A 13207-nucleotide genomic window follows, 5' to 3' on the forward strand; every position below is an offset into this window, starting at 1 on the left:
CATGCCTCGGCGCGGCTATGAGCCCGTGAGGCCAGCTTAACCGGCGGAGGTCACCTTGCTGGCCAGTGCCTTGTAGGTGCCTTCGCCCATGGCGATCAGGGTACCGTCGGGGCTGTAGACCTCGCAGCTGGCGAAGAACACTGAGCGGCCGCCGCCGCGGCGCTTGGCCGTGGCGTAGATCCGGCCTTCCTTGGTCGTCCCCATGAAGCTGGTGGTCAGCGACAGGGTGAGGGCGCGTTTCTTTTCGGCGCCTTCCGGCACCCAGACACCGCAATAGCCGCCGACCGCGTCGATTATCGTGGCGACCACGCCGCCGTGCAGGATGCCGCTGCGGTTCAGGTGCTTTTCGGTCAGGTCGAGTTCCAGCTTCGCATAGCCGTCCGCCCACTCTGTGAGGCGGAAGCCGAGATCAGCATTGAAGCCGAGCATGGTCTCGAGGGATTGGGGCTGATCGGATGCGGAAGCGTCGGCCGGTTGACTCATGGAAAGATCTATCCTAGAACAAACAGGGAACATTTAGGCGATTGAATGGGCGATCCTAAGCGCAGTAACGGCATGGGGCAACGGGCCGATTTGGCATCTCTGCGTGCGCAGGTGCAGGCTATTGAGCGCGGCACTGACGCTGGGGATCGGGTGAAGCGCTGTCCACTCGGCCTGGAGGCCCTGGATCATCATCTTGGCGGTGGTCTCGCCCTTGGCCGTATCCATGAGATTACCGGTGAAGCGCGTGCCGAGGTGAGGGACGCGAGCGTCTTCGGTTTCGCCGCCGCCATGTCGGTACGCCTGCTGGGGGCGGCACGTGGCGGGGATATCCTCTGGTGCGTCCGGGATGCAAACATGTTTGGCGGTATGGCCTATGGCTGGGGGCTGGCGGCACTCGGACTCGATATGAGCCGGGTTCTTTTCGTCGAGGCGCGGGACGAGGCGCAACGGCTCTGGGCCATGGAGGAAGGACTGCGCTGTACCGGTCTTGCCGGGGTTGTCGGCGAGCTTGGCCCGGTGCGTGCCGGGGAGGCGGCGCGGGTCGCCGAGCGGCGCCTGCAGCTCGCGGCGGAAACAAGCGGTGTCACCGGTTTTCTGGTCCGGAGCGTTGCGAGAGAGACGGCAGCGGGAACGGTGGATAGCCGTTGGTCCGTCAGGGCCGCACCTTCGGGCGGTGATCCGCGGCCGGTCTGGTCGCTCTCTCTCGACCGTTTGCGCGGGGGGCAGCCCGGCGCCTGGAGACTGTTCTGGGAGGCGCGGGATGGGCGATTCCGCATATCGGACGAGCGCGCGAGCGTGAGGCGCGTGCGGCCGGAAACGCGGTCCTTTGCGGCATCGGGTGCCGCCGCGTAACCCTATATGTACTTTTTGATATTCCTCGTTAACATTGTGCACACTGCTTGGTGCTGCGCTGGATCGTTCTTTGCCTGATTGACGCAAAGATCATCGTCCGCAGCCGAAATGGCAGCAGTCGTGTACACTGTTGCCAAAGATGAAGGGGCGGGGAATGAATGCTGTCGCGGAGACAGTGATCGCTGAGGAAAGACGCAGGCACGGACGGTGGTCCGTGACGGGCGCCTATGCTTCGGTGGACGGACGTCGGCTTCCGCTCATTGATATTTCAATCGGCGGCTTTCTTGCCCGACTGCCTGAAGACGGGCGGGAGATCGATACCCCTCTTGAAGGCACGATCTACTGGAAGGGCCGTGACGAGCTGATTGAATTCCCGTTCAGTGCGGATATCGTCCGTCGCCTACATAACGGGCAAAGTATCGCCGCCCAGTTCCAGTCCCTGGCTGGCGAATCCATCGACAGTTTGCTGCGTTTTCTTAGTGCCATCGAAGCGGAACGCCACCAGCGCATCGCAAGCCAGCAACGCTCGGCAGAGCGCCGGATTTTGTTCCGCAGGCTTGGCCTCTGGAGCGTTGTCGGCGGCAGCGTGCTGATCGCCCTCTATCTCTTCTGGGTGTTCGGCCTCTCCGGTCACTGATCCCATTTTACGCGAAGCCTGTTTTTGATCATGTTGACATAGAGAACAAAACATGAACAACTAAAGTCAATTCATCACGGGGAGACGGTTCATGGCACGGCGATTTCTGTATCTCTTCATTCCGGACTTTGCTTTCGACTGGCGCCGCAACGGCGATAGTGCTCTTGCCTCGGGGGACCGGCCTCTGATCATGACCCGGCGCGTCGCGGGTTCTGAAATCATCGCTGCGGCAGACAGTGCCGCCGTCCAGCAGGGCATTCAGGTCGGGCGTTCTCTCGCCGATGCCCGGGCGATGCTGCCTGGTCTGAAGGCTCTTGAAGCGGACATGGGGGCCGACCGCAAACGGCTGGAACAACTCGCCGCCTGGTGCCAGCACTATACGCCGATGGTCGCGGCGGACAGCAGCGCGACGCCTTTCAACGGGGAAGGCGGCAGCGCTGGCCTCTACCTCGATATCACCGGTTGCGCGCACCTCTTCCGGCGGGACGGCGCAGAAGACACGCGAACGGAGGAACAGGCGCTTGGGCGCGATTGCCTCGCGGCCTTGAGCCGGTTTGGGTTTGCAGCCCGGCTCGCGGTGGCGGATACCCCTGACGCTGCCCGTGCCATCGCCCGTTTCTCCCCCTCGACCCTGACGCTGGTGCCGCCGGGGAAGACCTCCATGGCACTTGAGCCGTTGCCTGTCGCGGCACTCGGCTTCGTGCCGGCAACTGTAGAGGCGCTTGATCGGGTTGGCTTGCGCCGTATTGCCCAGATCATCGGCAAGCCGCGGGCGCCGCTCGTCAGCCGTTTTGGTGCCGCGATGGTGGAAGCGCTGGACCGCGCCCTCGGGCAGCGCCCGGCTGCGCTCGACATGCGCCTGCCGGAGGTGCCTTTCCGGGAACGGCTGGCCTTTGCGGAGCCTATTGCCCTTCGGGAGGATCTGGAGCGTGCGGCCAGGCAGTGCCTCGCCGGTCTTTGCCGCCGTCTGGAACGCGAACAGGCCGGCGCCCGGCGGGTGCGGATCCGCTTCTTCCGTGTTGATGGCGCCGTGCCGCAAATCACCGTTGGCACCAGCCGGCCCTGCCGGGACGCTGACGTTCTGTTCCGCTTGCTGGTCCAGCATTTCGATAAACTCGATCCCGGGTTCGGTATCGATGTTGCCGTGGCCGACATTCTCGAAAGCGATATGGCGGGCGGCGTGCAGGGTGCACTCGGTGTTACTGCCGGACAGGACCGCGATGCCGTGGCCGATCTTGGCGACCGTCTGGCCAACCGGCTTGGGGGTGAGGCGATCTATCGGTTGCAGCCGACTGAGAGCCACCGGCCCGAACGGGCAGAGCGACGGGGAGATATTCGTCCGTCCGGCAAGCCGCTTCACTGGAGCAATCTGCGGCCGTTGACGCCGGAACGGGCGCGGCCTGTGCGGCTTATGCGACGCCCGGAGCAGGTGGAGGCAACGGCGCTTTTGCCGGATCATCCACCGGCCCGGTTCCGCTGGCGTGGCGCAGAGTACCGGGTTGCGGAGGCTGCCGGCCCGGAGCGGCTGGCACCGGAATGGTGGCGTACCGATGCCGAAGACGGGGCGGCGGTGGATGCCATGACACGGGACTATTTCCGGCTGGAGGATCAGGACGGCCGGCGCTTCTGGCTTTATCGCGCAGGGCTGGCAGAGCGTGGCGAGAAGCCGCAATGGTATCTGCACGGCCTGTTTTCCTGAGGCTCATATGGACCCATGTCCGGATATGCCGAGCTTCACGTCTCCAGTAACTTCAGTTTCCTGCGGGGGGCTTCTCATCCGGAAGAACTGGTAGAGACGGCAGCCCGGCTGGGCCATGCGGCCATTGCCATCGCTGACCGGAACAGCCTCGCCGGTGTGGTCCGGGCCCATATTGCCGCCAGGGCACATGGCATAAAGCTGATCGTCGGCGCGTGCCTCGACCTTGAGGACGGCACGCGTCTGATCTGTTTACCGACCGACCGGCCAGCCTATGCCCGGCTTTCCCGCATGCTGAGCGTCGGCAAACGCCGCGCCGCAAAAGGGGAATGCCTGCTCACCCGTCAGGATGTGATTGAATATGGAGAAGGGCAGCTCTTTCTCTTGCTGCCGCCAGAGCGCCTTCCGGATGATTACGCGGCGGAACTCAGGTTTTGGGTGGAGGCTTTTCCCGCCGCCTGCCACCTCGCCGCCTGCATGCTCTATCACGGAAATGACGCCCGGAGATTACAGGCACTCATAACGCTAGCTGCGGAGGCCGGTCTGCCACTGGCCGCAACCAATGACGTGCATTATCACCTGCCGGAACGCCGTCCGTTGCAGGATGTGCTGACCTGCATTCGCGAGCATTGCCGGATCGACGACGCGGGCTGGCGGCTCGATGCCAATGCGGAGCGATACCTGAAACCGCCGGGAGAGATGGCCCGGCTGTTCCGGGACTGGCCGGAAGCCATCGCCGAAACAATCCGTATTGCCGACCGGTGCCAGTTCTCACTGGACGAGCTGGCCTATGAATATCCTGACGAGATTGCGCCGAACGGCCGGCCGGTGCAGGAGGAACTTGAGGCGCGGACCTTTGCCGGTGCTGCGGAAAGGTATCCCGATGGCATCCCGCAACCGGTGCGGACCCAGCTTCGGCACGAGCTGGATTTGATCGCCCGGCTCGACTATGCGCCCTACTTTCTAACCGTTTATGACATGGTCCGCTTCGCCCGCAGTGAGCATATCCTCTGCCAGGGACGCGGCTCTGCCGCGAATTCGGCAGTCTGCTATTGCCTCGGCATCACCTCCGTCGATCCGTCGCGTACCGATCTGCTGTTTGAAAGATTTGTCAGCGAGGCACGCGGCGAGCCACCCGATATCGACGTTGATTTCGAGCATGAGCGGCGTGAGGAGGTCATCCAGTACATCTATCGAAAGTACGGACGGGAGCGGGCCGGGCTGGCGGCCACTGTGATCAGCTATCGTTCCCGCAGCGCCTTGCGGGATGTAGGCAAGGCGATGGGCCTGTCGGAGGATGTTGTCGGCCTGTTGTCATCCCAGGTCTGGGGACGGCATGGGGATGCTGTCGAGGACGAGCGTATCCGCGAGGTCGGTCTCGACCCGGCGGACAGGCGGCTCACCATGGCGATGAACCTTACCCGGCAATTGATTGGCTTCCCCCGGCACCTTTCCCAGCATGTCGGCGGCTTTGTCATCACCCGTGGGCGCCTGGACGAACTGGTGCCGATCGAGAATGCGGCGATGCAGGACCGCACCGTGATCGAATGGGACAAGGATGATCTCGACGCGCTGGGAATGCTTAAGATCGATGTTCTCGCCCTCGGCATGCTGAGCTGCGTGCGCAAGGCGTTCGCCCTGCTGGAGCGCCATTACGGGCTCGACTACGATCTTGCGTCCGTACCTGCGGAGGATCCAAAGGTCTATGACATGCTCAGTCGCGGGGACAGTCTCGGCGTCTTCCAGGTGGAGAGCCGGGCCCAGATGGCGATGTTGCCACGTCTGCGTCCGCGCAATTTCTATGACCTCGTCATCGAGGTGGCGATTGTCCGGCCGGGGCCGATCCAGGGCGACATGGTGCACCCGTATCTTCGCCGCCGCGACGGGATCGAGCCGGTCGAGTATCCGTCGGAGGAGTTGCGCGGCGTGCTCGGCAAGACACTCGGTGTCCCGCTCTTTCAGGAGCAGGCGATGAAGATCGCCATTGTCGCGGCCGGGTTCACGCCCTCGGAGGCCGATCAGTTACGCCGCGCCATGGCGACCTTCAAGAAGACAGGCCAGATCGGTCAGTTCCGCAACAAGATGATCGAAGGCATGGTGGAGCGGAAGTATGAGCGCGATTTTGCCGAGCGTTGCTTCCGGCAGATCGAGGGATTCGGAAATTACGGTTTTCCGGAAAGCCACGCGGCCAGTTTCGCCCTGCTTGTCTATGTCTCCAGCTGGTTCAAATGCCGGTATCCGGCTGTCTTTGCGGCGGCGCTGCTGAATTCGCAGCCGATGGGCTTTTATGCCCCGGCACAGATCGTCCGGGATGCCCGCGAGCATGGCGTCACCGTGCTGCCGCCGGACGTCAATCACAGCGCCTGGAACTGCGATCTTGAGCCAGACGGATCTGGCCGCTTCGCGCTCCGCCTGGGGCTTCGGCAGATCAAGGGCATACGCGAGGGGGATGCTGAGATGATCGCCGCCTGCCGGGGCCAGGGGTACCGTGATCCGGGTGAGCTCTGGCGCCGGGCTGGGATTACGCCGGCGGTGCTGGAAATGCTGGCGCGGGGCGATGCCTTCGCTTCCATGGGGCTGGCCAGGCGCGAGGTGTTCTGGGCAGTCCGTGGTCTTGCCCGTGCCGTGACCGGCCCGGTCCGGTCGGATCGGGATCCTGGCGGACTGCCGCTCTTCCTTGCTGCCGAAGTCCGGGAGCAGGCGCATATCACGCTGCAGGAAGCTGCCGTCCACCTCCCGGCAGCGCCGCTGGGGGAGCAGGTAGTGGAGGATTATGCCGCGCTTCATCTGTCGCTGAAGGCACATCCCGTGGGCCTGCTCCGACCGAGCCTCAGGGGTGATGGCTGTATTCGATGCGAGGATCTGGACCGGACACGCGACGGTAAGAGGGTTCGGCTTGGGGGGCTGGTGCTGGTGCGTCAGCGGCCCGGAACGGCAAAGGGTATCATCTTCATCACTCTGGAGGACGAGAGTAGCGTTGCGAACCTGATCGTCTGGCCCGACCGGTTCGAGCAGTTTCGCCGGATCGTGCTCGGCGCAAAGTTCCTCGGCGTCACCGGTCTGGTGCAGCGGGAGGGCCGGGTGATCCATGTGGTGGTCGAAAAGCTGGAGGATCTGACCTACAGGCTTGGATGGCTGACAGACGGTACCGTGGACGAGGCCGGCTTCAACGGGGCCATTGCCAATGCGGACGAGGTCTCCCGGCCGCAGGACGATTACCGAGAGAAACCGCCGCGCCCGAAATTGCCGCTTCACCCGGCGCCTAACCCGGAACAGATTCGTCCGCCAAAACCACTGCACACTCACCCCCGTAATATGAAACCGGACCTGAAGGTGATAAGCCGGAATTTCCATTGACCGACCGCGTTGGCCGAGTGGGGCCTGATAGTTCATGGGGAGGCGTATGAAGGCGACGCGATACATCATCTGGCGACGACTGGATGAACCGGGGGCCGATCTTTGCCGTATCGTCCGTAGCGGAGATGCATGGCATCTCACCGCCAGTGCGACCGGGTTCCATGCCGGTGCGCCGATGCAGATCGATTATCACGTTGCCTGCGACAGTGATTGGGTGACCCGGACAGTACGTCTGCTCGGATGGGCGGATGGCAGCCGGGTCGATCTGATTATCCAGCGGAACGATGAAGGAGGCTGGACCTGTAACGCAAAGCCGGTCCCGGCCGTTATGGGGGTGTCGGACATCGACCTCGGTTTTACCCCGGCAACCAACACTATCGCCGTCAGGCGGAACTGTCTCGCTCCGGGCACTTCCGTTGAAACCACGGCTGCCTGGCTCGACGAAGCCGACTGGAATCTGAAGCCGCTCCGTCAGATCTATCGCCGCGTGACGAATGATCGGTTTGAGTACGCATCCCCCGCCAATGGCTTCACCGCGACGTTGCTGTTGGACGACGCGGGGCTGGTTCGTGACTATCCCGGGCTTTGGACCGCAATTGACCGGCAGGGCGAACTTGCCGGCGGGACCAGCGGTTAAACGCAGCCACTTCGTTATGACCGATCACGTTCCGGCTGCTGTCCGGCGAGCGTTTTGATCAATGTTGCCATAGCGCTTTCGTAGTCGTCGCGGCGGGCGCCGTGCGCGATGGCAAGTGCTGCACGGTCGAATGATGCGGAGAGCATATCCGCAAGGGCCTCCATTTCAGGGTCTGGAGCCCGGCCGATAAGTGCGGCGAGCCCGTCAAGCAACGATCCGCCGCCTGTTTCCCTGTCGATGCGGGACATCTCGTCTGGTCCAAGCACGGCAGGCCCGTCCAGCAAGAGCAGCCGGACGCGGCCTTGTGCGGCCATCGCGTCGAAATAGGCATTCGATCCGGATATCAGGGCATCGAGGGGCGGCGCTGTGGCGCCGGCGCTGTGTTCGATTTCCGCGCTCACCGCGGCCGCCTCTTGTTCGATAACGGTACGGAACAGGTCTTCCTTGTCCCGAAAATGGTGATAGAGCGCACCGCGGGTGACATTCGCCACTTTCACGATTTCTGGCGTGCCGGTGTCCGCATAGCCCTTCTCGACGAAGAGGGCTCGAGCCGCGGAGAGCAGGGCCGAGCGGGTTTCCCTGGTGCGCTCCCGATTGGGACGATGGCCGGAATTCTCTTGCATACATACAGCCTGTATGTTTACTGATGTTTACATGCACACTGTATGTAAATGCCAGAAGGAGCGAAAGGGATGAAATGTACGCTGTTCTATCCGGTCATCTTGACCGGAGATGTTCCCGGAACAGTGCAGTTCTATCGGGAGCACTTTCGTTTTGAGCCAGCCTTCGAAAGCGATTGGTACGTCCATCTTCAGTCAAGTGAAGACGAGGCTGTAAACATCGCCATTCTTCAGGGCGATCATGAGACGATCCCCGAGAGCGGTCGTGGCCGTTCGACCGGTCTGATCCTCAATTTCGAGGTAGATGATGTGGATGCGGAATATGCGCGGGTCGAGGCGGCGGCGCTGCCGGTATTGCTGCCGCTGCGGGATGAGCCGTTCGGCCAACGCCATTTCATTACGCAGGACCCGAACGGAGTGCTGATCGACGTCATCACACCGATCCCGCCAAGCCCGGAGTTTTTGGCGCAATACACGCCAGAGGCGGTACCGTCCTAGAGGGCCGGAATCAGCAGCCCGATCCCGGAAATGCCGAGCATCCAGAGCAGCACTTTCTTGAATTGCGCATCATTGATCCGGCGATAAAGCAGAAACCCGAGGGCGCTGCCGAGGATCAGGGCAGGGGCGGAGGCGCCGAGCAGCGTCAGCACATTGTCCGGCAGCCTGTCCTGAAGAATGTAGAGCGTCAAAGTAGCGCTGTGCATCGCCGCGTTGAACAGCTGGAAGGTCGCCCGCTGTTTGTCCTTCGGCCATTTCATCAGGCTGCACCAGATGGTCGGCAGCACGCCGGAAAGACCGGCGAAGCCGCCCATGACCCCTCCGCCGACGCCGACCAGACCGTTCAGAAAGGGATGTTTGCCGGTGATGGCTGGAAGCCGGCCGCTCAGCAGCAGGCCACCGCAATAGAGGATCAGCGTCACGCCGACGAACACTCGGAAGGGGCCGGGGTCAGCCAATGGCAGCAGGGCGACGCCGGCGGGGACACCGATCAGGCCGCCAAGGATAAACACCCAGGCCGAGCGGAAATCGATAGAGCGCCAGATCGCCGCGAAGGTGCTGAGCAGCACCAGCAGAGAGCAGATCACCACCATTGGCGCTGCTTCGGCTGGGCTCAGCACATGTGCCCAGATGCCAAGAGAGGTGATTGCGAAGGCGAAACCGGCAAGTCCGGAGGCAAGCGCACCGGCAAAGGCACCCAGAGCGATGATGCCGTAGTAGAAGAGTTCGCTTTCCAAGATCAGAACCGTTCTTCGCCGCGCTGGCGCTGCGGGTCAGGGAAATCGCGGTAGAGCGTGAAGCGGACGTTCTGGACCTTCGAATTCACCGCATGATGAAAGCTCTCAACCGGCTCGCTGCGGGTCGAGACATGATTGAAGGCAGCATCGAGCTGTGCCAGATCGCGGGTCTCCAGCCACATATGGAACTCGGTGCCGTCGGCGGGGCCGAGGCCGAGCTTGCGCCGTGTGATGCGGGAGCCTTCAATCAGGCCCTCCTGCTTAAGGTGCGCGAAATAGCTCTGAACGGAATCGGCAAAATCCACGTCCGACACGCCCGGCTTCAGGTCACAGTAAATATGATAGAAATCCATCGGTCCCACTCTCCCCGAAATCGACTAAAGCGTTCCCGGCCAAGGCTTGGCCAGAAAATTCGCCCAAAACGAAAACGGGCCGCCCGAAGGCGGCCCGCTTGTCCGACAGTGCCGGAGATCTGTTAGCCCATCGCCTTCTGCAGGTTCTCGTCCAGTTTGGACAGGAACTGCTGGGTGGTGAGCCAAGGCTGGTCCGGGCTGATCAGCAGCGCCAAATCCTTGGTCATGTCGCCGGACTCGACTGTGTCGACACAGACTTTTTCCAGAGCTTCGGCAAACTTCGCGACTTCCGGCGTCTCGTCGAACTTGGCGCGGTAGGAGAGGCCACGGCTCCAGGCGAAGATCGAGGCGATCGGATTGGTCGAGGTTTCCTTGCCCTGCTGATGCTGGCGATAGTGACGGGTCACGGTGCCGTGGGCGGCTTCCGCTTCGACAGTCTTCCCGTCCGGGGTCATCAGCACGGAGGTCATCAGGCCGAGCGAGCCGAAGCCCTGGGCCACGGTGTCGGACTGCACGTCGCCGTCATAGTTCTTACAGGCCCAGACGAAACCGCCGGACCATTTCATCGCGGCCGCGACCATGTCGTCGATCAGGCGGTGCTCGTAGATGATGCCCTTGGCTTTGAACTTCGACTCGAACTCTTCCTCGAAGACTTCCTGGAACAGATCCTTGAAGCGACCGTCATATGCCTTGAGGATGGTGTTCTTGGTCGAGAGATAGACCGGCCAGCCGAGATCGAGACCGTAATTCAGGCAGGCCCGCGCGAAACCGCGGATCGAGTCGTCCAGGTTGTACATGGACATGGCAACACCGCCGCCCGGGAAGTCGAACACTTCGTGGGTAATGGCATCGCCGCCGTCGGCCGGTTGGAAAGTCATGGTCAGCTTGCCGGGGCCCTTCACCACCATGTCGGTGGCGCGATACTGGTCACCAAAGGCGTGACGGCCGATGACGATCGGCTGCGTCCAGCCCGGAACCAGCCGGGGCACGTTCTTGCAGATGATCGGCTGACGGAACACGGTGCCGCCGAGGATGTTTCGGATGGTGCCGTTCGGCGAGCGCCACATCTTCTTCAGGCCGAATTCCTTAACCCGATCTTCGTCCGGCGTGATGGTCGCGCACTTGACGCCGACGCCGTATTCCTTGATCGCGTTCGCGGAGTCGATGGTGATCTGGTCGTTCGTCTCGTCGCGCTTTTCCATACCGAGGTCGTAATATTTGAGATCGACATCGAGGTACGGAAGGATGAGTTTTTCCTTGATCATCTCCCAGATGATCCGGGTCATCTCGTCGCCGTCGAGCTCGACGATAGGATTTTTGACCTTGATCTTCGCCATCTAGCTGGCTCCCTTGTGGATGGATTCTTTTGAGCTGCGGCGGCAAAATATCAGCTAGGCAGCGCAATGCAAGATGCGCGCTAGGGGCCTGCCGCCGATGTACTAGTCTAAAGCAGGATTTCAGGGGCGGTTAGACCCACTTTGAGTCCACTTTCCCGTGGCTTACCGGGGCGGCCGCAATCTTCGGGAAAACATCCTCGACACTGTCCGCGATTTGCAGGATCGACCTGTTCTCGTCCCGTGCAAACCCTGTTTCGACCAGATGATCGACAAGCGCTATCAGCGGGTCCCAGAACCCGTTGATATTGGCAATTACCACCGGTTTTGAGGACAGACCGAGCTGCGTCCATGTTACGACCTCGAAGGTCTCGTCCATGGTGCCGAGGCCGCCTGGCAGGATAACGAACGCGTCGGAGCGCTCATACATGATCCGCTTACGGTCATGCATGTTGTCGGTGACGATCAGCTCGTTCAGCCCGTCATGACCGACTTCATACTCCTGGAGGAACTTCGGGATCACGCCAAGGACAGACGCGCCAGCAGCGAGCGCGGCGTCCGCGGCTATCCCCATCAGGCCGACATGGCCACCGCCATAGACGAGATCGAATCCTTTCTCGCCGACTAGGGTGCCGAACTGGGTTGCGGCCTGCCGGTAGGCTTCATCGACTCTCCCGGAGGAACCGCAGAATACGCAGATGGATTTTTTCTCTTTCATACGTTCGTCTATCTCACCCTGCAAAGGTTCGGTCAAGTCGCATGAAATCACAGTTTTCCGCTGCATTGCGCCCGCGATTGTAAGGGTTTATTGTCATCCGACCGCGTGATGGAGTCCCAGAGCATGTTATCGAAGCCGTATCTGATCGGCGCCGCCGGAATCTTGGTACTCGTCTTGGCGGGGGGGCTTTTTTACTGGACCAAGGAAGAAGGCGGTTTGCCGCTTCCGGTGCAGACCGCGAGCACGCCAAATCCGACGGTCGCGCCTGCGCCCGCTGCTAAAGCGCCAGGCACGACGAGCACTCCTGCAACCGCCAAGGCGCCGGAGCCGGCAGCCGTGAAAGCAGATCTGGCGGAGCCGAGCTTCGATGTCGTCCGCGTGGACCCGGAAGGCAACACGGTCATAGCGGGTAAGGCGAAGCCGAACGCGAATGTCCGGATCATGGACGGCGAGAGGAAAATCGGCGAGGTGCAGGCCGACGATAAGGGCGACTGGGTCTTCCTGCCGGAGAAAAAACTACCCTCGGGCAGCAGTGTGCTGACTCTTGAAAGCGATACCGGCAAGGATGCAGACACTCCGTCCAAGTCCGAGAATGCGGTTGTCGTCGTCATCCCGGAAAAGGGCAAGGACATCGCAGGGCGTGCGAGCAAAGCGACGGAAAAGCCGCTGGCAATGGTGGTGCCGCGCGATCAGGCATCCAGTGCGCCGACCAAGGTCTTGCAGGCACCGGCACCGAAACCTGAGCCGGTAGAGCCGACCGCAGAGGCGCCGAAGGTCAAGTCCTTCCCCGAGACCGCGACGGCAAAGGAGGAGGGAGTTGCCTCCGCGAGTTCCGAGACCAATGTGACGCTCGACGTGATCGATTATGATGACTCAGGCGCTGTCGTTTTCAGTGGCAAGACCGCGCCCGATACCGAAGTTCAGGTCTATGTCGACAATGCCCTGGCGGCGCGCGCAACATCCGATGCCGATGGAAACTGGTCGGCGAAGCCGGAGCAGAATATCGAAGCTGGAACCCATCAGGTGCGAGTCGACAAAGTAACCGCAAGCGGCCAGGTGGTGGCGCGGATCGAGTTGCCCTTCATTCGGGCCGTGCCGATCATGGGATTGCCGAAAGACTCGGTCGTGATTATACAGCCGGGCAACAACCTCTGGCGGATCGCCAGCCGGGTCTATGGCTCCGGCTTCCGCTATACCGAGATTTATCAGGCGAACAGCGACCAGATCCGCGATCCCGACCTGATCTATCCGGGCCAGGTCTTCGGGTTGCCGACAGTCAACTAAC

At 62.0% G+C, this 13207-nt stretch carries 13 protein-coding genes; 7 read left to right on the forward strand and 6 right to left on the reverse strand.

Going from position 1 to position 13207, the window contains the following annotated elements; genetic code table 11:
- Positions 1 to 36: 36 nt before the first annotated feature.
- Positions 37 to 483, reverse strand: coding sequence for a PaaI family thioesterase (locus VOI22_RS15980; RefSeq protein ID WP_323797447.1), 447 nt, complete (start codon positions 481 to 483; stop codon positions 37 to 39).
- Between the two features lie 45 nt (positions 484 to 528).
- Here VOI22_RS15980 and VOI22_RS15985 point away from each other — a divergent pair, with 45 nt between their 5' ends.
- The 5 genes from VOI22_RS15985 to VOI22_RS16005 all read left to right on the forward strand — a co-directional run bounded on the left by VOI22_RS15985 (position 529) and on the right by VOI22_RS16005 (position 7662).
- Positions 529 to 1335 carry a hypothetical protein gene (locus VOI22_RS15985; RefSeq protein ID WP_323797448.1) on the forward strand — a complete coding sequence of 269 codons (807 nt, stop codon included), beginning with the start codon at positions 529 to 531 and terminating at the stop codon, positions 1333 to 1335.
- A 154-nt stretch (positions 1336 to 1489) separates the two neighbouring features.
- Positions 1490 to 1972: a PilZ domain-containing protein gene (locus VOI22_RS15990; protein ID WP_323797449.1), complete on the forward strand. Its 483-nt coding sequence runs from the start codon at positions 1490 to 1492 to the stop codon at positions 1970 to 1972.
- Between the two features lie 91 nt (positions 1973 to 2063).
- Entirely contained in the window at positions 2064 to 3671 is a 1608-nt protein-coding gene (locus VOI22_RS15995) for a DUF6504 family protein (RefSeq protein WP_323797450.1), read from the forward strand.
- Positions 3672 to 3686: 15 nt separating this feature from the next.
- Complete coding sequence (locus tag VOI22_RS16000; protein ID WP_323797451.1) at positions 3687 to 7025, forward strand: error-prone DNA polymerase; 3339 nt, start codon at positions 3687 to 3689, stop codon at positions 7023 to 7025.
- A 46-nt stretch (positions 7026 to 7071) separates the two neighbouring features.
- Positions 7072 to 7662 (forward strand): putative glycolipid-binding domain-containing protein, encoded by a 591-nt coding sequence (locus VOI22_RS16005; protein ID WP_323797452.1) that lies wholly within the window; start codon positions 7072 to 7074, stop codon positions 7660 to 7662.
- Positions 7663 to 7676: 14 nt separating this feature from the next.
- On the opposite strand, the gene VOI22_RS16010 is transcribed toward VOI22_RS16005, so the two are convergent.
- Positions 7677 to 8285, reverse strand: a complete 609-nt coding sequence (locus VOI22_RS16010) for a TetR/AcrR family transcriptional regulator (RefSeq protein ID WP_323797453.1) — start codon at positions 8283 to 8285, stop codon at positions 7677 to 7679.
- A 69-nt stretch (positions 8286 to 8354) separates the two neighbouring features.
- On the opposite strand from VOI22_RS16010, the gene VOI22_RS16015 reads away from it, so the two are divergent.
- Complete coding sequence (locus VOI22_RS16015) at positions 8355 to 8780, forward strand: VOC family protein (protein WP_323797454.1); 426 nt, start codon at positions 8355 to 8357, stop codon at positions 8778 to 8780.
- Here the strand turns inward: VOI22_RS16015 and VOI22_RS16020 are convergent.
- From VOI22_RS16020 to VOI22_RS16035, 4 genes are all read right to left on the reverse strand, one after another.
- On the reverse strand, positions 8777 to 9517 hold the full coding sequence (locus tag VOI22_RS16020) for a sulfite exporter TauE/SafE family protein (RefSeq protein ID WP_323797455.1): 741 nt from the start codon (positions 9515 to 9517) through the stop codon (positions 8777 to 8779). The two genes, VOI22_RS16015 and VOI22_RS16020, sit on opposite strands and share 4 nt — an antisense overlap.
- Before the next feature lie 2 nt (positions 9518 to 9519).
- Complete coding sequence (locus VOI22_RS16025; RefSeq protein WP_323797456.1) at positions 9520 to 9870, reverse strand: DUF6614 family protein; 351 nt, start codon at positions 9868 to 9870, stop codon at positions 9520 to 9522.
- A gap of 122 nt (positions 9871 to 9992) precedes the next feature.
- On the reverse strand, positions 9993 to 11207 hold the full coding sequence (locus VOI22_RS16030; protein WP_323797457.1) for an NADP-dependent isocitrate dehydrogenase: 1215 nt from the start codon (positions 11205 to 11207) through the stop codon (positions 9993 to 9995).
- A gap of 130 nt (positions 11208 to 11337) precedes the next feature.
- Positions 11338 to 11922, reverse strand: a complete 585-nt coding sequence (locus VOI22_RS16035) for a TIGR00730 family Rossman fold protein (protein ID WP_323797458.1) — start codon at positions 11920 to 11922, stop codon at positions 11338 to 11340.
- Between the two features lie 123 nt (positions 11923 to 12045).
- Between VOI22_RS16035 and VOI22_RS16040 the strand changes: the two genes are divergently transcribed.
- Positions 12046 to 13206 (forward strand): LysM peptidoglycan-binding domain-containing protein, encoded by a 1161-nt coding sequence (locus tag VOI22_RS16040; protein WP_323797459.1) that lies wholly within the window; start codon positions 12046 to 12048, stop codon positions 13204 to 13206.
- The last annotated feature ends 1 nt before the right edge of the window (position 13207 follow it).

It is taken from the genome of Nisaea sp. (assembly GCF_034670185.1).
Taxonomy (GTDB): Bacteria; Pseudomonadota; Alphaproteobacteria; order Thalassobaculales; family Thalassobaculaceae; genus Nisaea.